General features: G+C 50.8%; 12 protein-coding genes. 11 read left to right on the top strand and 1 reads right to left on the bottom strand.

The window, feature by feature from the left end; genetic code table 11:
* Positions 1 to 49 precede the first annotated feature (49 nt).
* The 10 genes from WG89_RS18745 to WG89_RS18700 all read left to right on the top strand — a co-directional run bounded on the left by WG89_RS18745 (position 50) and on the right by WG89_RS18700 (position 21,017).
* On the top strand, positions 50 to 1,432 hold the full coding sequence (locus WG89_RS18745) for a V-type ATP synthase subunit B (RefSeq protein ID WP_062268674.1): 1,383 nt from the start codon (positions 50 to 52) through the stop codon (positions 1,430 to 1,432).
* Between the two features lie 3 nt (positions 1,433 to 1,435).
* Entirely contained in the window at positions 1,436 to 2,092 is a 657-nt protein-coding gene (locus WG89_RS18740) for a V-type ATP synthase subunit D (RefSeq protein WP_062268672.1), read from the top strand.
* A complete protein-coding gene (locus tag WG89_RS18735; protein ID WP_062268670.1) occupies positions 2,082 to 3,890 on the top strand; it encodes a V-type ATP synthase subunit I in 1,809 nt (602 codons plus the stop codon). Before WG89_RS18740 ends, WG89_RS18735 begins: the two co-directional genes overlap by 11 nt.
* A gap of 2 nt (positions 3,891 to 3,892) precedes the next feature.
* A complete protein-coding gene (locus tag WG89_RS18730) occupies positions 3,893 to 4,342 on the top strand; it encodes an ATP synthase subunit C (RefSeq protein WP_062268668.1) in 450 nt (149 codons plus the stop codon).
* A gap of 68 nt (positions 4,343 to 4,410) precedes the next feature.
* Positions 4,411 to 5,097: a hypothetical protein gene (locus WG89_RS18725; protein WP_062268666.1), complete on the top strand. Its 687-nt coding sequence runs from the start codon at positions 4,411 to 4,413 to the stop codon at positions 5,095 to 5,097.
* 111 nt (positions 5,098 to 5,208) lie between these two features.
* Positions 5,209 to 5,895, top strand: a complete 687-nt coding sequence (locus WG89_RS18720) for a DUF2764 family protein (protein WP_062268664.1) — start codon at positions 5,209 to 5,211, stop codon at positions 5,893 to 5,895.
* Positions 5,896 to 5,981: 86 nt separating this feature from the next.
* Positions 5,982 to 7,826: a V-type ATP synthase subunit A gene (locus tag WG89_RS18715; RefSeq protein WP_062268745.1), complete on the top strand. Its 1,845-nt coding sequence runs from the start codon at positions 5,982 to 5,984 to the stop codon at positions 7,824 to 7,826.
* Positions 7,827 to 8,216: 390 nt separating this feature from the next.
* Complete coding sequence (locus tag WG89_RS18710; RefSeq protein WP_062268662.1) at positions 8,217 to 17,666, top strand: coiled-coil domain-containing protein; 9,450 nt, start codon at positions 8,217 to 8,219, stop codon at positions 17,664 to 17,666.
* 580 nt (positions 17,667 to 18,246) lie between these two features.
* Positions 18,247 to 18,447, top strand: a complete 201-nt coding sequence (locus tag WG89_RS30465) for a hypothetical protein (protein ID WP_172806863.1) — start codon at positions 18,247 to 18,249, stop codon at positions 18,445 to 18,447.
* 239 nt (positions 18,448 to 18,686) lie between these two features.
* Positions 18,687 to 21,017 carry a hybrid sensor histidine kinase/response regulator gene (locus WG89_RS18700; RefSeq protein WP_062268657.1) on the top strand — a complete coding sequence of 777 codons (2,331 nt, stop codon included), beginning with the start codon at positions 18,687 to 18,689 and terminating at the stop codon, positions 21,015 to 21,017.
* Between the two features lies 1 nt (position 21,018).
* Here WG89_RS18700 and msrB read toward each other — a convergent pair whose 3' ends face one another.
* A complete protein-coding gene (msrB, locus tag WG89_RS18695; RefSeq protein ID WP_062268742.1) occupies positions 21,019 to 21,411 on the bottom strand; it encodes a peptide-methionine (R)-S-oxide reductase MsrB in 393 nt (130 codons plus the stop codon).
* Positions 21,412 to 21,697: 286 nt separating this feature from the next.
* On the opposite strand from msrB, the gene WG89_RS18690 reads away from it, so the two are divergent.
* A complete protein-coding gene (locus tag WG89_RS18690) occupies positions 21,698 to 22,912 on the top strand; it encodes a pyridoxal phosphate-dependent aminotransferase (protein WP_062268655.1) in 1,215 nt (404 codons plus the stop codon).
* Positions 22,913 to 22,998 lie beyond the last annotated feature (86 nt).

Below are 22,998 nucleotides of genomic sequence, written 5' to 3'. Positions count from 1 at the left end.
GGTCTATCGTCCCGATTTTTCAGTTCCCAAGCAGTATAGAGGAGCAGCAATGCCCCAGAGTCTATTGCGATACACCAACATCCTCAGCATTGTTGGTGACTTGATTCGCGTTCAAGTGCCTAACCTGACGGAAGGCAATGCCCGGGCCAGCTATGGTGATCTGGCGATGATCGAACAAAATGGACAGGTATACTCCCTGGCCCAGATCATCAAGATTGACAATGAAGAAGTTTCCCTGCAGGTGTTTGCCGGGACCAAAGGCTTGTCCACTGCCGCCGCCGTCTGTTTCCTGGGTGAGCCAATGAAGGCCACCTACTCCCCTAATATCCTGGGTCGAATTTTCAACGGTGCCGGAGAGCCCATTGATGGAGGCCCCGCTCTGGAGCAGGACCCCAAAGTTGAAATCGATGGCCCGTCCGTAAACCCGGTTCGTCGTGTACTGGCATCGAGAATGGTACGAACCAACGTTCCAATGATTGATGTTTTCAACACGCTGGTTGAATCCCAGAAAATCCCCATTTTCTCTGTAGCAGGTGAACCCTACAACCGCTTCCTGGCCCGTATCGCCATTCAGGCTGAAGCCGATGTGGTGGTTTTCGCCGGTATGGGTCTGATCTTCGACGATTATCACTTCTTCCGCACAGCCTTCGAAGAAGCCGGGGTATCTTCCCGTACCTTAATGTTCACCAATCAGGCTTCTGACCCAACTGTAGAGCGCCTCTTGACGCCAGACATGGCACTGGCAGTGGCCGAACACTTTGCCGTCAATGAAAGCAAAAAGGTTCTGGTACTGCTGACAGACATGACTTCCTATGCTGATGCCATGAAAGAAATCGGCGTAGCCATGGATAAGATTCCTGCCAACCGTGGTTACATGGGTGACCTGTACTCACAGCTGGCCAAACGTTACGAAAAAGCCTGTGACTACAAGGGTGCTGGCTCTGTAACCATTCTGGCTGTTACCACCATGCCGGGTAACGACGTGACTCACCCGGTACCTGATAACACCGGTTACATCACGGAAGGTCAGTTCTACCTGCACAACGGTGTCATTGATCCATTTGGCTCTCTCTCCCGACTCAAGCAGATGGTTCAGGGCAAAGAGACCCGTGACGATCATGCTCACATCATGAACACCATGATCCGCTTCTACTCTGACTCGGTGAACGCCCAGCAGAAACAGGCCATGGCCTTTGAGCTGTCGAGTTATGACCTGAAAGCCATCCAGTTTGGCGAGAAATTCAAGAGTCGCTTCATGATTCTGGATGCCCGGATGAGCCTTGAAGAAGCCCTGGACCTCTGCTGGCAGACACTGGCTGAATGCTTTGAGCCGGAAGAAACCCTTCTGAAGCAGAGCCTGCTGGACAAATACTGGCCCGGCCTCTCTGAAGCTCAGGAACAGGCCGCGGTTACAGCAGCTGCAGAGGCATAAACCATGGCCAAGGTAGCCCTCAACAAAAGCTCGCTGAATAAAGAGAAGCGCAGCCTTAAGACTTATAACCGTTATCTGCCGGCACTGGAATTGAAGCGCCAGCAGTTAATGGCTGAGCGTAAAAAGGCTGAAGAGGCGCTGGCAGAAACCCGGTCACATCTGGCAGACGTCGAGCGTCTGGTCAGGGAACAGCTCCCTATGCTGGCCCGTGAAGACGTTCCCGTCGAAGGACTGGTCAAGGTCACAAATGTCACTCTGATTGATGAAAACATTGTCGGTACTGCTGTACCCAAGGTAGAGAATATCTCCATCAGTGTGAAGCCATACAGTGATCTGGCCAAGCCGGTCTGGGTCGACTTTCTGGTAGACCTGCTCCAGCAGATGGTGCGCCTGCGCATTGAATACCAGGTGCGGGTCTTGCGCCATAAAGAACTGGACAAGGCCACTCGGACCACATCCCAGAGGGTCAATCTGTTTTCCAAGGTACTGATTCCACAAACCCGGAAGAGTATCCAGAAAATTCAGATTTACCTGTCTGACCAGGATCGTGCCAGTGTTATGAACGCCAAACTCTCCAAGGGCAAAGTGCTGGCTCAGGAAGCCAGAATGGCCAAGGCCCGGGAACTGGAATCAGGGGAGGCAGACGTCAATGGCTATTAAACGACTGAATAAGATTACTCTGTACGGACCCGGGGAAGATAAGTCCCGGATTCTGCAGGGGCTTCAGGCTCTGGGCTGCATGCACCTGATTCCACTGTCAGACAAAACAGTGGATCAAAGCCTGCGCATGCAACCGGCTCAGGCCAGTGAAGCTCTGGCCTGGCTGGAGCGTTCACCCCGTACCCGACGACAGCTCAAGGACAAAAACCAGGTCTGTATTGATCAGGTGGTAGCCGAAGTTCTGGACAACAAGGCTTCCGTCCGGGAAGTGTCCGATGCCCGCGATAAACTGGTTGAGCGAATCCGGGAAGTGCGTCCATGGGGTGAATTCAGCTTTCCCAAGCTGTCTGACCTCGACGGTCAGCGCTTCTGGTTCTACGTCGTTCCTCTGGGTGAAATGGAGACTCTCTCCGAAGCCCTGAAGGACAATGACCTGCCCTGGGAAGAAATTCATCGGGATCACCGCGAAGCCTATGTGATCGTGGTCTCTGCAGCAGAACCGGCTGAAGACCTGCTACCCGTTCCTCGCTCCCACGTGGGTATGGTGCCCCTCTCCAGACTCGAAATGGAGCTGGAAGAGTCCGAGCATCTTCTGGAGGAGCTTCTGGCAGAACGCGAGGCACTGACTCGCTGGAACTACCTGTTAGGTCAGGCAGTTGCCGCAAAACAAGATCAGGCAGCACTGGAAGAAGCCAGCAGCGGTACCCAGGATGAAGAAACCTTCTTTCTGGTTCAGGGCTGGCTAGCGGTATCTGAAAAAAATGCAGTGGAGTCCTTCTGTCTTGAGAATGACGTTGCTGCCATTTTTGAAGAGCCAACGACCGAAGACAACCCACCTACCCTGCTGGAAAAATCCAACAGTATTGGCGGTGGGGCCGATGCTCTGGGCTTTTTCCAGACACCCAATTACCGCACCTGGGATCCGGGCAACCTGGTCTTCTATTCGTTCTCCCTTTTCTTCGCCATGATCATGAGCGACGCCCTATACAGTTTGCTGTTTGGCGGCATCGTCTTCATGTTCCGCAAGAAACTGAAAAAGACCGAGGCCGGTTCACGTCTGATGAATCTGGCTTACTTCATGTCCGCCGCTGGTGTGGTCTGGGGCGTACTGATTGGCAGTTACTTCGGTGTTGCCCCCGGTACGGGGGGCGTTCTGGGGCATCTGGCCTTCGTAGACCTCAATGATTACAACGCCATGATGAAGCTGTCAGTCTTTGTCGGAGTGGCTCACCTGATCATCGCTAACCTTATGACCGCTTTGGTCAACCGAGGGAGCAGCTATGCACTCGCCCCCCTGGGCTGGGCCTTGATTATGGGATCAGGACTGTCGATCTGGCTGGGTACGACGAAAACCCTGCCGGTTATCTTCGCTGATCGTCTCGGTCCTGCAGGTCTGATCATGGGTGCATTGCTGGTGTTCCTGTTCACCAGCACCCGACCGGTTCGCTCCATTGGCAGTCTGTTCCTCAGAGGTCTTGACGGCCTGAAGGCGGTTTACAACATCACATCCGCTTTTGGTGACGTCCTGAGTTACATGCGTCTGTTTGCCCTGGGTCTTTCCGGTGCATCCCTGGCCATGACGTTCAACACCCTGGCTATGGACGTGCTGGATTCCAGCCCTGTCACCGGAGTGTTGTTCAGCGGTCTGATTCTGCTACTGGGCCACGCACTCAACTTTGCCCTTTGCATCATGAGCGGTGTCGTACACGGCATGCGTCTCAATGTTATTGAATTCGTTAACTGGGGTCTGTCCGACGAGGGCTACCCATTCAAATCTTTTAGAAAGCAAGAGGACTAACCATGGATAATCTGATCTTGGCCCTGGGCTGGATAGGCGTATTTGCACCGGTTGCACTGGGTGCTGTGGGTTCAGCAATTGGCTGTTCTGTCGCTGGCCAGGCAGCCTGTGGCGCCATGCTCGACGTTGAAAGTGGTTACGGTAAATTCATTGGTCTGTCTGCCATGCCTTCCTCTCAGGTCATTTATGGCATCGTGATCATGTTCACCCTCAGTGGTATCGGTGTATCCGGCAACAGTGCTCCAGGCCTGCTGGGTATTGGTCTGCTGACCGGTATCGCCCTGATGTACTCTGCAATCTATCAGGGTCAGGCTGTTGCTGCTTGTATCAATGCCTCCAAGAACAAACCAGAAGTCTTTGGTCTGTCCATTGCGCCTGCTGCGATTGTTGAAGGTTTTGCGGTATTCGCCTTCGTATTTGCTCTGGTTCTGGGTCAGCAGATTGTTGCCTGATCCGTTAACCATCAAACAGTAGACAGTGGACGGTTAACCCCGTGCACTGTTAACCAGAGGAATAAATTATGACAGCAGCAATCAATCCTGGCGGCCAGAGAGTCTCTGTGGGTGTCCAGGAGCTGATCGAAAAACTGCGTAACCAGGGTGTTCAGGATGGCCGGAATCAGGCTGCCCAGATTGTCACCGAAGCCCAGGACAACGCAGCTGAACTGATTCGAGAGGCTCAGGCAAAAGCAGACGCCATTGTCAGCAAGGCCCGTGAAGAAGCCGACTTCATCACCAAAGCCGGCCAGGAAGCCCTTCAGCTGGCCGAGCGCAATGCCGTGCTGGAACTGAAAGATTATCTGCTGGAAACCTTCTCCGGGCAGATCAGTGCACTGGTCAGCGGCTCTTTAGAGAAAGAAAAAGTGCTCAAGCAGATGATTCTGGAAGTGGCCGCTGAAAATAACCTGCACGGAGAGAAGAACCTCGAAGTCGTTCTTCCTCGCAAGGTGATTGGCGTTGCAGAGCTCCGTGAAAATCCGGATCTGGTAAAACAGGGTCCTCTACTGGAGTTCGTGACCGGTCAGGCTGCGGATATGCTTCAGGAAGGCGTGACTTTCTCTGTGGGCCAGATGGACCAGAGCGGCATCAAGTTCCGTCTGCACGACAAGGACATCGAAGTTGAACTGAGTGACGAAACCGTTACGGCTGTTCTTCTGAGACACCTGCAGCCTCGTTTCAGGGCATTGCTGGAAGGCATCGTCAAGTAAGTTTGAAGTGAGCAGTTAGGAGTTAACAGTTTGAAGTAATGAGTAGAGTCTTCTTCTCACAACTGCAATCTGAAAGCTGTCAACTTCTAACGTTCTTTCGAGGAGATTGAGATGGCAGAAAATGCCTATTACACCCTGCTGACTTCGTTGCCACACATTGATTCCCTGTTTGACAGCAAGATCACTCCAATCTCGCGCCTGCAGTTGGATCGACGCTTGTCCATGCTGAACCAGGAAGACAGGGATACCCTGATCAAAGTGGAACAGCTGATGCACTGGAGCCACCTGGGTGATGATGTTGATGAAGCAGCCCTGATCAAGCTGGCAGCCCGACTTCATGCTGAGCTGCCCAGTCAGACCTTGCGTGATCTGGTGAACTGGCGACTGGATATGAGAACCGTGATGGCAGCTCTGCGCCGTAAAATGCAGGGCAAGCAGGCACCCGGCGACCCTCAGTGGAGCTATGGTACTCGCTACGCCTACATCCGTCGCAACTGGAGCAATCCAACCCTGGGTCTGCAGCATGCCTTTCCCTGGATTCCACAGGCCATTGACTGCCTGAATAAGCAGGACTATCTCACACTGGAGAAAACCCTGCTGGAATCCGTATGGCGCCGACTGGACGACGCTGGCAGACAGCACAGCTTCGATTTTGAAGCGGTTGTTATTTACGTGCTGCGTTGGAATCTGGTGGCCCGCTGGACAGCCTATGACGGTGAGCAGGCTCTGGAACGCTTTAACGAACTGACCGACCTGGCCCTGGGGGAATTTCTTAACCAGTTGCCAGGACAGCCATGAGAAAAGTGCCGTCCGCTCTTACACCGGTATAAAGAGCTTGAGACAGCCATTTTATGGTAAGCAGTAAACAGCTTTGGAAAACTCCAATGAGTGAACAGACAAACACTGAACTGGAACAACAGGCTTCGGCCCGCGTTGTTGCCGTGATGGGTGATATCATCACCATCAAAAGTCTGGGTAGCAAACCACTGACTAAAAACGAAGTGGTTTATGTCATGCCCAGCCGCCGTGCCAATGAGCAGGTTGAAGAACAGCTGATGGCAGAAGTCCTCAGGGTTCGTGGCGATATCGCCGATATTCAGGTTTACGAAGATACCCGTGGCGTGGCCGTGGGCGATGCGATTATCCAGACAGGCCAGCTGCTCTCCCTTGAGCTGGGTCCTGGTATCCTCTCCATGATTTACGATGGCCTACAAAACCCACTGGAAAGACTGGCTTCCCTGCACGGTAAATTCCTGCAACGCGGTGTTCAGATACAAGCTCTGGATCGCAGTCAGAACTGGGCTTTCACAGCAGTAGCCAAAATAGGTGACAAACTGCACGCCGGTGAAACCTTTGGTACGGTGCCTGAAGGTCGCTTTACCCACAGAATCATGATTCCTTTCAACACCGAAGGTGAAGTGGAAGTCATCTGGATTCAGGAAGGCTCCTTCTCCGTTGATACTGTTGTTGCCAAAGTCAGAAATCACCGGGGCGAAGAAATAGATCTGACCATGGTTCAGAAATGGCCTGTGCGTCATTCCATCTCTGAAACCCTGACCCGAAAAGGCAAAACTGAACGTCAGTATCCTAATACCCCACTGGTCACCACCCAGAGAATCGTGGATACCTTCTTCCCGATTGCCCGTGGCGGTACCGGCTGCATCCCTGGCCCATTTGGTTCAGGCAAGACCGTATTACAGCACTCTTTCTCCCGTTACTGCGATGCTGACATCGTAATCGTAACAGCCTGTGGAGAACGTGCAGGTGAGGTTGTAGAAACCATTGAGGAGTTCCCACATCTGCAAGACCCGACAACCGGCGGTTCCCTGATCGACCGTACCGTCATCATCTGCAATACCTCATCCATGCCTGTAGCGGCCCGTGAAGCCTCTATTTACACCGGCCTGACTCTGGGTGAGTACTATCGTCAGATGGGCTACAACGTGCTGGCTCTGGCTGATTCCACTTCCCGCTGGGCACAGGCGATGCGAGAAACCTCCAACCGTCTGGAAGAGATTCCTGGCGAAGAAGGCTTTCCAGCTTACATGGACTCAGCCATTAAGGGTGTGTATGAGCGCTGTGGTGTAATCCGCAACGAAGAAGGTGACGAAGGCTCCCTGACCATGGTGGGCTCTGTATCGCCTGCCGGTGGTAATTTCGAAGAACCGGTCACCCAGGCTACTCTGAGTACTGTTAAAACATTCCTAGGACTTTCGTACGATAGAGCCTACAAACGTTTCTATCCGGCTATTGACCCTCTGATTTCCTGGTCCCGTTACCTTGACCAGTTGTCCGAATGGTATGGCAACAACTTGTCTGCGGAATGGGTAGACACGGTGAAGGAAATGCAGGCCCTGCTGGTCAAAGGCGACAGCATTAATCAGATGATGCAGGTCACCGGCGAAGAAGGTATTACCCTGGAAGACTATGTGACCTTCCAGAAATCCTTCTTCCTGGACATGGTTTACCTGCAGCAGGATGCCTTTGACGACGTTGACAGCAGCTGCCCTCTGAGCCGTCAGAAAGCCTGCTTTGAGCTGGTCGTCAGCTTGATCCGCCAGCAGTACACCTTTAAAGACAAGGAAGTGGCCAGAGACTACTTTGTGAAGCTGACCGGCCTCTTCAAGAACCTCAATTACTCCCATGACGGTTCCCCGGAATACAATGGTTATCTTCAGAAAATCGAAGAATTGAGAAACCTGTACATTAGTACATCAGCCGCCGCTTAACAGGCACCTTCCTCTCAAAATAGCCGACAATTTGTCGGCTACCCTACAAGCAACCACTGTCGTATATAACTAGAATAAAACCAAAGTCCAAGCAAAGATTCACTTTTATCGCTTCTCCCCCCTAACTGCCGCTAAATAGACCCTACCACGGGGGATTACGGCCAATCGTCCCAAAAAAGCAGACAATATCCTTGCACAATCCTTGGTCAAAATTTACATATTTGGCCTCTTGAACTTGCAGCTCTCCATTTAACTGCTAAAAGTTTTGGGTATTTAAAAATTCTCTCACCAGCTTACCGAAACAGCCCAGAGCGAATGGAAATTACTTCCTCGCCTGGTGTGGAAATCATTTTTCACGGTAATAAAAGTACTCAGCTCTGAGGTAGTAGAATGACAAATGCTCGCCCCAATGCATTGAGCCTTGCTGTGGCCGTTGCAATCAGCTCTTCCATCATTGGCACACAGGCACTGGCCGATCGCAAGCTTCAGACAAAGTCTGTTGATATTCCAAGCGACGGACATGCGGAATTTACCCAGAGTGAGGTAGTGGTTAAACCGACTTTAGGTGAAAACCATCAACCAATACCCAACTCCTTTACAACTACCTACCCTGACCAGGCTCAAGCCAGAGCGGGCTATAACGTTCCTTCTGAAGGGTTCTCAGACGTACTTTCTGGCGTCGACGGTGGCGTTTCCAGTGTTGATCTGTTTGAAACAGGTGATGATGACGTCGCTCAAAAATATACAAAGGTACTAAAGGTTGGCGATGAAGGGGTATTCAGGTTCACCCAGAACTTTGAAGAGAATGAACTGGTCATTGAAGTCAGGGGTGGAATGACAGATCACGACTCAGTTGAGGCTGTTCGCGCTCAGCTAGTCGGTAATGACCAGTTAGAGCCCTTAACAAAAATCTCCAACCCTGGACAACTGGCCGGGGTTCTGAAAGGTGCAAATGGAAGAGCAGGAAACCTTGGTGCGGGTGACAATTATGTTGCCCTCGTAACCATTGAAGTAGAAGAAGTTGAAGTTAATGGTCGCACCTTCATGCGTCTTATCTCTTCCGGCGACCAACCTCCTGAGCTTCAGCGCTTGGGGCAATCACTCTTTGTCAATGATGAAGCTCTCCTAGCAGCGGCAACCTCCGCCTATACTCAGGTTCATGTCCTGGGAGAGGATTTACAACAGGAAGCTCTTACTGAATTGCTGGCATACCAGAAACCAGTTGGGTATGTGGTGCACGTTGAGGATGACGCACAGGCTTATCCTGTACCAGAAGGCTATCCGAAACTGGAAGTCACTCAGGCACCAGGTGAGATCATTGTTTTCCATGGTCAGAAGCTGAACCCGGCCGATGCCGCTTTTGTAGAAGGCCTCTACAACCTCAAGGAAGCAGTTGAGGGTGATCAGCCTGCCCCTGCCGTAACTACACAAGTCAAGAAAGACAAGGTCAAAAGCTACCAGTACATTATTCGAAGCAGGCAAATGGAACTGCTGGAAGAGTTTGCAGCTGCACTTGTTGCTCAGCACGATGCAGTTCTTGATGAAGAGAAGTTACAAACTCTTGCCTACTACGAATACCTTCAGCAAGCTCTGAGCAGCGCCACTCCTGACGGAGATGATGAGTTTGAGTTCACAAGAGCGCACATCAAAGTATCTTCGTGGGCTATTACTCCAACCTGGATGAAAGTTCAGCTCGCAAAATTCTTCAGTTTCAAACCATCACTCCAAGGGCTCTTAGCTAACCAGCAATTTATTCAGCAATTTATGCCGGTTGTTACGGGTGTGGCTGCAGCAGCTTATGGTGATGACAAAGAATTTGCCATCAAAGTCATTGGTGACATGACCAAGCAACTGCTTGAAATGGAGAACAAGCTGGAGCAGCTACAGGCAAAAGAAGGCGAACTGGCCCGACTTAGAAATCAACTGCAGACCGCAACTGAGAGAGCCAATGCCAGTGATGAAGAGAAGCTGAGAGCCCAACAACTCAAGCAGCAAGTTGAGGATCAGCTTGAACAGGTTCGTCGAGAACTGGAACAACAGAGAGACCGGGTACAGGAGCTTCAGCAGGAAGCCGATCGTATCCCAGAACTTCAAGCCCAGGTTGACGAAGCCAGAAAGGAAGCTGCCGTAGCTCGCAACCGTGAGTTTGCTCAACAGCTGAATATTCAGGATTGGGACGACACAAAAGAACTGGATGAACAAAATAGACTCATTCAGGAAAGAGTTAGAGAACTCAACCAACAAGTAGCCGATGCTGTTCGAGCACAAGACGACACAGTAAAACAAAAACTTGCTTTGATCGAAGCAGAGTTGGGCCTACAACCGGATGATGGCGACTCAGTAGATGATCGTACCCAAGCTATCCAGAACCGCCTTCAACAACAAGCCGAAGAAGCTGGTCAGGAAGCTGCACGCACTGAAGCTGCCATCAAAGCAAAGCTGGCCATTCTCGAAGGTGAGCTTGGGCTACACCCCGGCCCTGATGATTCTGTTGATGCTCGTACCCAGGCCATCCAGAACCGTCTGCAACAACAAGCTGCTGACGCTGATGAAGCCACTCAGGCAGCTATCAAGGCGAAGCTGGCCATTCTTGAAGGTGAGCTGGGTCTTCATCCCGACGCTGGCGACTCCGTAGACGATCGGACAGAAGCTTTACGTAATCGACTGCAGCAACAAGTGGCCAACGCAGGCCAAGAAGCTGAACGTACAGCAGCAGCCATTAAGGCGAAACTCGCCATTCTTGAAGGTGAGTTGGGCCTTCATCCTGATGCTGGCGACTCCGTTGATGACCGAACTCAAGCCATTCAGAACCGACTTCAGCAACAGGCGGCTGATGCAGCTGAGCAAACACAAGCAGCCGTTAAGGAAAAGCTGGCCCTTTTCGAAGCACGGTTAGGTCTTAACCCTGATGCCGGCGATTCAGTAGATGATCGGACAGAAGCTCTTCAAAACCGATTACAACGACTCACCACCGGAGCACGTGAAGAGACTGAAGCTGCAGTAAAAGCCAAGTTGACCGTCATCGAAGGCGAGTTAGGTCTCCATCCGGATGCTGGCGATTCTGTAGACGATCGTACTGAGGCCATTCGAAACCGGCTCCAACAACAGGCGGCTGAAGCTGACGAACAAACTCAGACAGCAATCAAAGAAAAACTAGCTGTTCTCGAAGGCGAATTAGGTCTTCACCCTGATGCCGGTGACACTGTAGATGATCGCACTCAGGCGCTGCAAAATCGATTGCAACAGCAAGCAGCTGAAGTGCGTGAGCAATCTGAAGCTGCAGTCAAAGCCAAGCTAGCCGTTCTTGAAGGTGAGCTGGGCCTGCAACCTGATGATGGTGACTCTGTTGACGATCGTACCCAGGCTTTGCAAAACCGACTGCAACAGCAAACTGCACATGCTGCACAGGAAGCAGCTCGTACAGAAGCCGCTATCAAGGAAAAACTGGCAGTGCTCGAAGGTGAACTGGGTCTTCACCCTGCACCTGATGATTCCGTTGATGCTCGAACACAGGCCATCCAGAACCGCCTGCAACAGCAAGCTGCTGAAGCCGATGAAACCACTCAGGCAGCCATCAAAGAGAAACTGGCTAATCTCGAAGGCGAGTTAGATCTTCACCCTGATGCCGGTGACACGGTCGACGATCGTACCCAGGCTTTGCAAAACCGCCTGCAACAACAGGTTGAACACGCAGGTCTGGAAGCACAACGTACTGCAGCAGCCATCAAGGAAAAGTTGGCCATTATTGAAGGTGAGCTGGGGCTTCACCCTGATGATGGAGATTCCGTCGATGATCGAACCCAGGCCATTCAGAACCGACTCCAACAACATGCTGCAGATGCGGATGAGCAAACTCAAGCTGCCATTAAGGAGAAACTGGCGGTTCTCGAAGGCGAATTAGGTCTTCACCCTGATGCTGGCGACACTGTAGACGAACGAACTGATGCCCTTCAAACCCGGCTTCAACGTCAGGCAGACGAAGTACGTGAACAGTCTGAAGTAGCTGTTAAAGCCAAACTGGCTATTCTCGAAGGTGAGCTGGGACTGCACCCTGATGCAGGGGACTCTGTAGACGATCGTACTCAGGCTATCCAGAACCGGTTGCAACAACAAGCAGCTGAAACTGATGAGCGAGTTCAGGCTGCGGTCAAGGAGAAACTGGCCCTCCTCGAAGGTGAGCTAGGCCTTCACCCTGATGCTGGCGATTCTGTAGATGATCGCACACAAGCACTTCAAAATCGTTTACAACAACAAGCAGCCGATGTACGTGAGCAGTCTGAAGCGGCAGTGAAAGCCAAGCTGGCCGTTCTCGAAGGTGAACTCGGTCTCCAACCTGATGATGGAGATTCTGTAGACGATCGCACCCAGGCCCTTCAAAACCGTCTCCAACAACAAGCGGCTCATGCCGGTCAGGAAGCTGCCCGTACAGAAGCGGCCCTTAAAGAAAAACTGGCCATTCTTGAAGGTGAACTCGGACTTCATCCCGATGCTGGCGACTCTGTCGATGATCGAACTCAGGCCATTCAGAACAGACTCCAGCAGCAAGCAGCTGACGCAGACCAGACAACCCAGGCTGCTATTAAGGAAAAACTGGCCATTCTCGAAGGCGAGTTAGGCCTTCACCCAGATGCCGGGGACTCTGTTGACGATCGAACTGAGGCTCTACGTAATCGCCTGCAACAACAAGTGGCTCAAGCCGGTGAGGAAGCGCAACGAACAGCAGCTGCCATTAAGGAAAAACTGGCCATTCTTGAAGGTGAGTTAGGCCTTCACCCTGACGACGGCGACTCAGTAGATGATCGAACCCAGGCTATTCAGAATCGTTTACAGCAACAAGCTGCTCAAGCAGATGAGCAGAAGATCGCTGACATCAAAGCCCGATATCGTGCTATAGCCGATCAGTTAAACATCCAGGGTTTTGATGGTGATGCTGATATTGATGAACAACAGCAAGTGCTTCTGCAGAGAATTCAGCAGTTAAACGCTGCTGGCGGCGGGAACGAAGCTGACATCAAAGCCAAACAGGATGCTTTAGCCGCTGTACTGAACATTGAGCTGGATGAAGACGGCACAGTCGACGATCGAAATGGTGTCCTTGAAGAAGCGATGCAGGGCAAAGTCGACAGGGTCGCAGAGCTGGAAGAAGCTCTGGAAGACATGCGAACACCAGGCCACCCCCAAGCCAAGCCGGAAGTGGAAGAGAAGCTGGGTGAAGTGGAAGAAGCTCTGGAGATGGATGACCTTGATGAAGAGGATGATGAGTATCTGCGTCGTCGGGCCATTTCCGAGGATATGAAGAAATACATCACTCAAGCCAGAGAGCGTTCTGAAGAAGAGGCCATTGAAGTTCTCGAAATTCTGGAAGAAAAACTCAACCTCGAAGTCGATGAAGACGATGATAGGGCTGCCAGGCTGGCCAAGGTTCGTGAAAAACTTGCTGCCGATGACTTGGAAGAAGGTGTTCTTGATGAGATAGAAATCGCGCTTAGAGATGATGATGCAGAGGCTGAAGCTCCTGAGGGCACTAAGGATGAAAAACTACAAAGACTTCGTGATCGACTGACCAACGAAGTTGAAGATGTGGATGAGAGAGCCAGAGAAAGACAAACCGAACTGCTTGAAGCTGCTGAAGACAAGCTGGACATCGACATTGACGAAAACGCGGAAAAAAGAGGCAAGGCTTTTAGTGATGACTTAGCAGGACAACTGGACGTTGAATTCGATGACGACGACCCTGATCTGGATGACAGAAAGGGAGCACTTAAAGCCAAAATTCAGGCGTTAGATGACGAAGTAGGCCAAGGCTATGCAGATGAAGGTGTAAGAAGAAACAGGAACATTGAGATAGCCCAGCAGCTAGGCATTGAAGACTTTGATGAAGCCGCAGAAATTGATGCTCAGAACCGTGTTCTTCGGGAAAAGCTCCAGCAACTCGATGGCCAGGTAGACCGTGCCGGTCAGTATACTGTTCAAGAACGCATCGCAGATATTGATGCCGAGCTCGATAAACAAATGGCTCGCCTTGGACCCAAACCACGATACGTGCTTGATCGTGAGGTAGCCTGGTCCAGGCAATTGCTGGCAGAAGCCCAAAAAGAACTGGATGCTGTTCGCCGTAAGCAAGTGGACATTGTTGGTCGTGCTGGCGTCCACCCCATTACTGACGATGAAGCCACTACTCTAAACCAGAGAATGAAGCAGATTCAGACCGAACTGGGCCTGGTTCCAGAAGATGAACAAACCACTGCAGAACGAGTCGAAGCCATCAGGCAGCACCTGCAAGGAGATGGTGCTGGAAGGCGGGCCGATGCCGTTCAGAAATTGAGAACGGCAACAACTGACCTGCACATCCATGTTGATGGTATTGAGGGTGTTGACGATGCAAATCTGGAAGAACCGCAATTTCTGGATGCCATTACAGCCCATGCTGCTAATCATGGAGTCGAAGAAGTAGAAGAAGTGGCAGGTAAACTGCCTGAAACCAGAAGAAAGTACACTCAGGTCACTGACTTCCTGAATGATCACGACCAGAAGCACTTGGATGTGACCAATGCAGAGCGGGCACAAGCAGACGCCCAACGGGATCTGGATGCTAAGAAACAGGAAATAACCAACTTTGTAGGTGACGATCAGCCCGCAAAAACAAGGCTTCAACAGCAAAAAGATCAGCTTGAGTTAAGGCTCAAACATGCCAATGATGCGTTGCCACCGCTCAGAAAAACACTTTCAGATCATGAAGCGCTTCTTAAAACCACTGAAGAAGCTATGGGCCTTAAGCCCACCCCTGCTGATGAACATGAAGCCCGGGTTGATGCCCTGAGAAACAAACAGGCACAACTAGGTGGTGGTGATGGTAACGGCGGTGAGATCCATCGACTGACTCAGGAACAGGCTCGTCTGGAAGGCGAAATTGAAGCCAGGCAAGAGGATTTCCAGACAAGAACTGTCCGTCTGGCAGAAGCAAAAGAAGCCGTTGAACACGACGGTAGTCCGTTCCAGTACACGCCAAAACAGGGAAAAGTACAGGCAGATATGCATACCTATATGCATGATCACTCGCTCAAGAAACAGGCTCTGGAAGCAGCCATTGGTCTGGCGGAATCAGCTGAAAGCAGCGGTAAGGAAAAACCCAACCTTCTGACTTTCGACTTTGACGATGAATTTGCCCCCATTCGTCTGCAGGCCCTGGTTGGGGACGACCTGTCATTTGATCAGGCCAGACGTATTGTTGAAGTCTTCAAGAATCTGAAGACTGCATTCCCGGCTCCTCCTCCTGTCGAGGAAGGAGAAGTTCAACCTATTAGCGTACTTGAAGAAGCCCAGCAACTGGCAGACAAAGCCAGAGCCGAGATGAAAACCGGTGCTCAACAATACGATGACGAAATACACGGCATGGGTGCATCTGCCATACACTTTGTCGAGTATGATCCCAGGGATCTGAAGGGATTCTCAGAATACTTTGCTACCCATTCTGCCAGCGGTAACAAGATCATTGTCCTGCTGCGTGACGGCCTGATCAGCAAGGCTGAACTAGAAAACTATATGATGGCTGCCAGGGATGTTGCTCAGCTGCAGGTTCCTGATCCCTCTCCAGAGCAAATAGCCGAGCTAAGAGCCCGAACTCTAGCATTTGAAGAACAGTATCATGAGCTTGAACATTTCCTTGGCTACAAACACGGCGTCAAGGTGGCTGATTTCAAATCCGTTGTCAAAATACTGTCCGAGGACGGTGTTGAAGAATTCATGCAACGTGCCTTCAACCCTGTGGCTGTAACCACTACCGGCCCAGCGGGCATGAAAGAGTCTGTTGCTGGCATGAAGGAATACGCCGCTTCCGTGATTGCCAACTATGTTCTTGACGATATTGCCTTTGAGAATGGCCGCAAAACGGCTGCATTCCTGGCCAACATTCAGGACACCTTGACACCTTATGCCAATACTGTTGGCATGTCTGAATCAGACTTGCTCAAGATCATTAATGGAACTCTGATGCAGGCTCACGCTGCAGCGGTTGAACATCAGGTGTTTGATTACTGGGTCAAGCCTTCGGCCTTCCTGGTACAGGCTGTCTCCTGGTATTTCACCAGCTACAAGCCTCTGCTGGCTACCAACACAGCCTGGCAGGCAGCCAAACTGTCCTTCTCAAACATGTCGTTCCTGTACCTTCTGGACCTGACCAACAGGGGTGATTATCTGCACCGGATGCCAACACCTTTCCAGAACTGGATGGAGCGTTACGGCATTGATCTGGATCGAAGCGGTCAATATGCGTACCACAGCGGTATCGAACAAGTCTCTGAAGTGGGCGGACTGGTCATGCCATTTGGTAAGGCAGCTTCTTCCGTGATTCTGCTGAGAACCGGCACTATGCTGTTTGCCAGACAGTACCACGCCAACCCCCAGATGTATCGCAGCATTTCCCGCTTGGTGCCCCAGATGCTGAAATCCATGAGCTCAAGACAGGGAGTTCAGGTGCCATTGCTGCATAGAATGACACCGCAGAAAGTGAAAACTCTGGCTTCCACTACTGCAGGTGTAGTTCTGGGCCCTGTAACCACGGCCGGAGCATACGCTTATGGTCTGGTATCTGGATTCACCTACGCCCAGACATTCGGCGCAGCTTTGGCTGCAGGCATCACTTATGACTTCTTCATGAACGACAACAAGGTGCTCACTCAATGGTTGGGTGGCCCTCTGGGTCGTGGTTTAGACTCAATCAACCGCTGGAGAGGTGTAGGTGAAGCAGACGATGAGTATGTGAAACGTAATGCTGTAGCTACACCTCAACGCTACGGTGAATCGGACGCAGCTTACGCCAAGCGTGTTAAAGACAGCAACATGATGCATGGTTGGACGCGCAATGAATCCTATCTGCAGTTCCGTGAACGTCGTGACCGCACCATGAAGATGTTTGAGGACGGTTGGGAGAAATACTTCAAGGAAAATGTGCCCAAGTGGTCATTCTCTCATGCAGAAAGTATTCCTTATTCGTACACCCTGGGTGCCTTCTACGACTGGCAGCAGGGCGATGATAAGGAAGTGCCTGTTCATGATGAGACAAGGACTCCTAAACCAACCTTTACACCTCCACCCGTAGGTAATGAGCTCGATGACGATGAAGACTGGGAAAGCACCAGTGAGTCCACTGTGAAACCAACGGCTACTTCGTCTACTTCGTCTACTTCGGCTACAAGTGCGACTTCTGCTTCCAGTGAAGCTCCATCTGTTACTTCCAGTGTTACACAGACAACGTCTGCCCCAACACCGGTTGAAACACCAACAGTTGCGCCTGCTGATCTGGATGAAGATGAGCAGTGGGAAACAGAAGCTACTACAACTACCGAGGCAACGATTACAACACCGAGCACCACTAGCACTGAAGCACTGGTAACCAGTGAAGTAGTATCTGAACCCACTTCAAGTGTTGTTCAGACAACAACCACCACTGAGTCTGTCATCAAACCAACCACTACACAGACAACTACCAGCAGTGTCACACCAGTAACCAGTGAGACACCTGTGGTGACTCCGAGTGCAACGGTTGTTTCAGAGTCTGCAGTGGTAACAGAACCAGAAACCACTCCACCTGCTAAGTTGGATACATTCGAGGAAGACGAAGAATGGGAGACCACTAAACCAGCACCGGTAACAACTTCGACTACCACTACGGCAGCTACGATAACACCGGCGACTACTACTTCAACCACAACAACATCCACAACAACGACTGTGGTACCTAAGGAAACACCTGCAGTCAAGAAACCTGATCAGGCCGATCTTGATGAGTTCGATCTTGATGAGGATTGGGGTGACGATGAGGATATCCACGACGAACTCTGATTCCTGATATCAGAGGATGACACATCTATAGAAGTCATCTAACTCGAAGCCAGTATGCAGGGATACATACTGGCTTCTTTATGTTTGGAGCCTATGATCAGGAATCTGAAGTCAGGTTGTTAGCTTTATCAGCTGATCAAGACAGTGGTGAATAAATCAAGCACCCGATTGTTTAAAAAATTGACCTCAGATAAAGCCAAATTCATAGAAAGTCGCTCTGTGCAAATAGAGTGTTGATTTCATGGAAAACACCACAACCTGTAAAACGCCTGTGTAACGGTAAATAATATACTCACCATGAGTTGCTGAAACACAGACTTACTACAACCCCCTTATGAGAAGGTATTAATGCATGTATTCCTTCCCTGAAAAAACAACTCAAATGAACAGTTCAAAGGCCCACTTAAATAAAAAGGCACTGAGCCTGTCGAAGCCCAATACCCTCCCCCACAGCCAAGTTCAGGGTGAACAGAATCTGTGTGAAAATCGGGAAGTTATTTCGAGACAAATTCCAAGAATGACATCAACCAGTAGACCTCACTCTTTCGCAACTTCAGCGGCTTCGCTCCTGGCCATCTTAATGGCTTTGAGTTTTACCAACCTGAGCTATGCGGATTGGAATGAAACAGAGGAAGATGAAGATCAACCCATTGCCGAGCAGTTCATCAGTGAAGATGATGACTCCGGTTCTGTAGAGCCTGTTCCCGATGAACCGGATCTGGATGAAATGGAAGACCAGGGTGAACTTGAAGGCTATGATCCAGAAGAAGCAGAGCAGTAGTAGAGCCAGCCCTCTCTTCCAAACAAAATAAACGACTGCGTCAATAGCTAAATTCTGTCGCATGCCCTGGGCATCTTTTGAACGGCTTCAAGGACCCATGCGACAGAAAAAAGTGTCCCATGAAAATAGATAGCAGGAAGTTCGATTCTTCACTGGATATCCAGAACTCTTTGTTGCGTTAGCCTGAAAATGCAGGTAAAAAAGGGCTGCAGAGTAATAATTAAGATAAAGCGGTTCTCATGCCAATCCGTTTCAGGGATCGACTGTCATTCAAACAGGCACGCAACACGGTTGTCATTGCCTTTATCCTGGGACTCTTCCTGAGTCTGTTCCAGGTCATTACCGACTACCAGTCTCAGGACCAGCAAATTGATGCCACCATAGAAACCTATATTGCCATCACCAGGACACCTGCTGCCCGTATTGCCTACAACATTGATAAAGAACTGGCTAACGAACTGGTATTGGGACTCATCGAATCGCCCACCATTGTCAGGGCAGAAATTGTTGACCCATCGGGTGCAGCACTGGCTGCAGTCAGTAAAGAGCCACAACAGGATAAAGCACGACCCTTTACCGATATGTTGTTCGGTGCCAGCCGAACCTACATCAGAGAGTTAAAGGTTCCTTTTGACGAAGATGAAAAACTCGGCTGGCTGAAAATCGTCGCCGATACCCGCCCCATCAGTATCCAGTTTTTCGATCGTTCCATTGTCACCATGGTCACCGGCCTGGTCAGGACCTTCTTACTTTCTCTTGTGCTGTTCATCATGCTCTATCTCATGCTGACCAAACCACTGCTGACCCTTACCGACAGAATGGTTGAACACCCTGAAGACAGTAACAAGATCCAGCTCCCTGAGCCCAAGGGGCATGAAAATGACGAGATTGGTTTGCTGACGCGCACCATTAATCACTATCTCAATAATATTCACCACCACCTGCATCATCGGCGTCTGGCAGAAGAACAGTTGCGGGAACACCTGGCAGAGCTGGAAACCATTATTGCCCGACGAACCAGAGAAATTCGCAAAAATAACGAAACCCTTGAGAAAACCAACCGGCAACTGGAAAAAGCTCGCAGTCAGGCTATGGAAACGGCCAGTCAGAGAGCCAAACAGTTATCCAGTCTGAGCCATGAAATCAGAACACCCCTGAACGCCCTACTGGGTATGCTGAGTATTGCGCTGGATGAAGAATTGACAGAAGTACAACGCCAGCGTCTTACCATCGCCCGGGATTCAGGGTCTCATCTGATTCGACTCTTGAATGACATTCTTGACCTGTCCCGCCTGGAGTCCGGCAAGATGATCCTTGAAGAGATTCCTTTTGATTTGAGGAGCTCTCTGGAAGACGTTGTGGTTCTGACAGGACAGTCCACCTTTGCCAAAGGTGTTCCCGTATTCTGCGATATCGACCCGACATTGCCAGAAGAAGTGGTGGGCGACCCCACCCGATTCCATCAGGTTATTACCAATCTTGTGGGAAATGCGGCCAAATTTACCGATGAAGGTGAAATCCGTATCTGGCTCGACTGTCAGAAAACATCAGACTGCTCGCTGGAAATTATGCTAAACATCAGTGACACCGGCATTGGTATCCCTGAGTCAGCCCTGGATGAAATTTTCAAACCCTTCGCCCAGGCCAGCAGCGATACCAGTCGACGTTTTGGTGGCTCAGGCATGGGGCTGCCTCTGACCCAGTCCATTGTCAGCAATATGGGTGGACAGTTGTCCGTGATTTCAGAACCCGGCGAAGGCAGTACTTTCTCGGTGAAACTCCCTTTCCGCTATGAAACCGGAACAGAAAAAGCACCCGAGCCCTTTGATATCAAAGGTAACCAACTGGTACTGGACTGTTCGGAAGCACTTCAAAGCTGTTGTTCACATCTACTGACCCATTGGGATATTAGCCACCGTCAGACCAGTCATATGGACCCAGGCAATTTGTCGGGCGAATGGGCTGACATTCTGATCACCGAGCATGAAGAGACTGCCAGAAGCGCCAGTGAAGAAAACCCTTCCCTGAAAGTCATTTATGCCGCCCATACGCCTCTGGAGAACAGTCCAGACACTCTGGTTTGGTTACCCTTGCCCCTGACACGAACATTACTGATTCAGGTACTGGAAAAAACCCAGACGATCAGCCATCAGGTTTCACAAGCTCTGCCAGAAGCCCTGAACACCAGTAAACGAAAAGGCAGTCATTACTCGGTACTGGTGGTTGAAGACAACCCCATTAACAGAATGGTGGCCGAAGGAATGCTGGAACAACTGGGCTATAAGGTTGAACTGGCCCACAATGGTGAGAGCTGCCTTGAGGCCTGCCAGCACAACACCTACGACCTGATTTTAATGGACTGCAATATGCCGGTGATGGACGGATTCACCACCACCCGCAGGCTCCGCGATCAGATTGATACCCGGGAAACCCCGATCATTGCCCTGACCGCCAATGCCCTGAATGAGCACAGAAAGCAGTGTCTGGAAGCCGGGATGAATGACCATCTGGCGAAACCCTTCAACAAGGAGCAGCTCGAAGGCACCTTGAGCCGTTGGTTAACCGCCTGAATCAGTCTTCCTGCTTAAACTCCAAAGCCACGGAATTCATACAATATCTCAGCCCCGTTGGCTCTGGCCCATCAGGGAACACATGACCTAAATGGGCTTCGCAGGCAGAGCACACCACTTCTATTCGGTCCATTCCCAGGCTCTTGTCTTCAATGTACTTCACCGCCTCTTTGTCCACGACTTCCCAGAAGCTGGGCCAACCACAACCGGCATCAAACTTGGTGGTTGATTCAAACAAGACCTGCCCGCAACAGACACAGCTGTATGCACCCTGCCCGTCAAAATGGACGTACTCCCCGGAAAAAGGCCTCTCAGTGCCCTTCTGGCGACAAACGTGATACTGCTCATCCGTCAGCTCTTGCTGCCACTGGGCATCGGTTTTCTCGATTTTCATATCATCTCCATCACCCGGAACGGAATAAACCGGGTTTAGATCGTGCACTGAAGCCATAAAGGCATCATAATGATCGCCTGATTCCCTGTCAGAGAGAACATTTTTTACCAGATCTTGTCTATTTATTGCCAGATCCTGGAATTCAGGGAATCCGTTGGCCTGATCCATAGCGATCAAGGAAATTAAAACACTGATTGATGGACAAACGCTCGGGCCAACCCGCCATGAGCATGACAACATACAAAAAGAGATGCGGCCTTTATAGAGACCGCCTGGAAAAGTACCCATGAAGGATATTGAGAAGTCCCTGAAACTGGAAAACGTCTGTTACGAAATACGGGGTCCAGTATTGCGTGAAGCCAGAAGATTGGAGGAGGAAGGCCAGCGTGTTCTGAAATTGAACACAGGCAACCCTGCGCCTTTCGGCTTTGATGCACCTGAAGAGATTATTCAGGACGTCATTCTCAACCTCCCCAACTCCCAGGGTTACACGGATTCCAAAGGCCTTTTTTCAGCACGCAAGGCAGTCATGCACTACTGCCAGCAAAAGAATTTCCCCGGTGTTGAACTGGAAGACATCTTCATTGGCAACGGCGTCAGTGAACTGGTCGTGATGGCCATGCAGGGCCTGCTGAACAATGGCGATGAAATCCTGATCCCGGCACCGGATTACCCTCTCTGGACAGCCGCCGCCAACCTGTCAGGAGGCCGTGCGGTTCATTACCTGTGTGACGAACAGTCTGACTGGTATCCTGATCTGGACGACATTCGCAGTAAAATAACCGCCAAAACCCGTGGCATTGTGGTGATCAACCCCAATAACCCAACCGGTGCAGTTTACCCTCCTGAACTATTGCAGGAGATCATCGAAATCGCCCGACAGCACAGCCTGATTGTTTTTGCTGACGAGATTTACGACAAGATTCTTTACGACGGCACCGAACACACAGCCATGGCGTCACTGGCTGATGACGTTTTCATGATTTCATTTAACGGCCTGTCCAAATCCTACCGGGCAGCTGGTTTCCGCTCTGGCTGGATGGTGGCCAGTGGCCCCAAACATAGAGCCAAAGATTATCTGGAAGGTTTGGAAATGCTGGCTTCCATGCGCCTGTGTTCAAATGTTCCTGCCCAGCACGCTATTCAGACGGCACTGGGAGGCTATCAGAGTATTAATGACCTGATCTTGCCAGGCGGTAGACTACTGGCTCAGCGAGACGTGATCTATGAGCACCTGAACCAGATTCCCGGTGTCAGCTGCGTGAAGCCCAAGGGAGCTCTTTATGTGTTCCCGAAACTGGATCCCAAAAAGTACCCGATTCACGACGATGAACAGTTAGTTCTGGACTTGCTGATTCAGGAGAAAATCCTGCTGGTTCAGGGTCGTGCCTTCAATTGGCCAGACCCTGATCATCTCAGGATCATCACCCTGCCCCGTGTTGAGGATCTGCAGATGGTGGGTGAAAAACTGGAACGATTCCTGAGTCGTTACAAACAATAAAAAAGAGTAGAAAGTTTGAAGTTAACAGCGTTCAGTCGAAAGTGAGATGCCACTCAATACTGAAAGCTGTTAACTGAAAATTAAAT

The organism is Endozoicomonas arenosclerae, assembly GCF_001562015.1.
Classification (GTDB): domain Bacteria; phylum Pseudomonadota; class Gammaproteobacteria; order Pseudomonadales; family Endozoicomonadaceae; genus Endozoicomonas_A; species Endozoicomonas_A arenosclerae.
This window is presented reverse-complemented; position numbering and strand designations above follow the sequence as displayed.

Bases quoted from the DNA above. Each gene is read 5' to 3' on its own strand.
- WG89_RS18745 (WP_062268674.1), top strand. From the start codon at position 50: ATGCCCCAGAGTCTATTGCGATACACCAACATCCTCAGCATTGTTGGT.
- WG89_RS18740 (WP_062268672.1), top strand. From the start codon at position 1,436: ATGGCCAAGGTAGCCCTCAACAAAAGCTCGCTGAATAAAGAGAAGCGC.
- WG89_RS18735 (WP_062268670.1), top strand. From the start codon at position 2,082: ATGGCTATTAAACGACTGAATAAGATTACTCTGTACGGACCCGGGGAA.
- WG89_RS18730 (WP_062268668.1), top strand. From the start codon at position 3,893: ATGGATAATCTGATCTTGGCCCTGGGCTGGATAGGCGTATTTGCACCG.
- WG89_RS18725 (WP_062268666.1), top strand. From the start codon at position 4,411: ATGACAGCAGCAATCAATCCTGGCGGCCAGAGAGTCTCTGTGGGTGTC.
- WG89_RS18720 (WP_062268664.1), top strand. From the start codon at position 5,209: ATGGCAGAAAATGCCTATTACACCCTGCTGACTTCGTTGCCACACATT.
- WG89_RS18715 (WP_062268745.1), top strand. From the start codon at position 5,982: ATGAGTGAACAGACAAACACTGAACTGGAACAACAGGCTTCGGCCCGC.
- WG89_RS18710 (WP_062268662.1), top strand. From the start codon at position 8,217: ATGACAAATGCTCGCCCCAATGCATTGAGCCTTGCTGTGGCCGTTGCA.
- WG89_RS30465 (WP_172806863.1), top strand. From the start codon at position 18,247: ATGGCTTTGAGTTTTACCAACCTGAGCTATGCGGATTGGAATGAAACA.
- WG89_RS18700 (WP_062268657.1), top strand. From the start codon at position 18,687: ATGCCAATCCGTTTCAGGGATCGACTGTCATTCAAACAGGCACGCAAC.
- msrB (WP_062268742.1), bottom strand. From the start codon at position 21,411: ATGAAAATCGAGAAAACCGATGCCCAGTGGCAGCAAGAGCTGACGGAT.
- WG89_RS18690 (WP_062268655.1), top strand. From the start codon at position 21,698: ATGAAGGATATTGAGAAGTCCCTGAAACTGGAAAACGTCTGTTACGAA.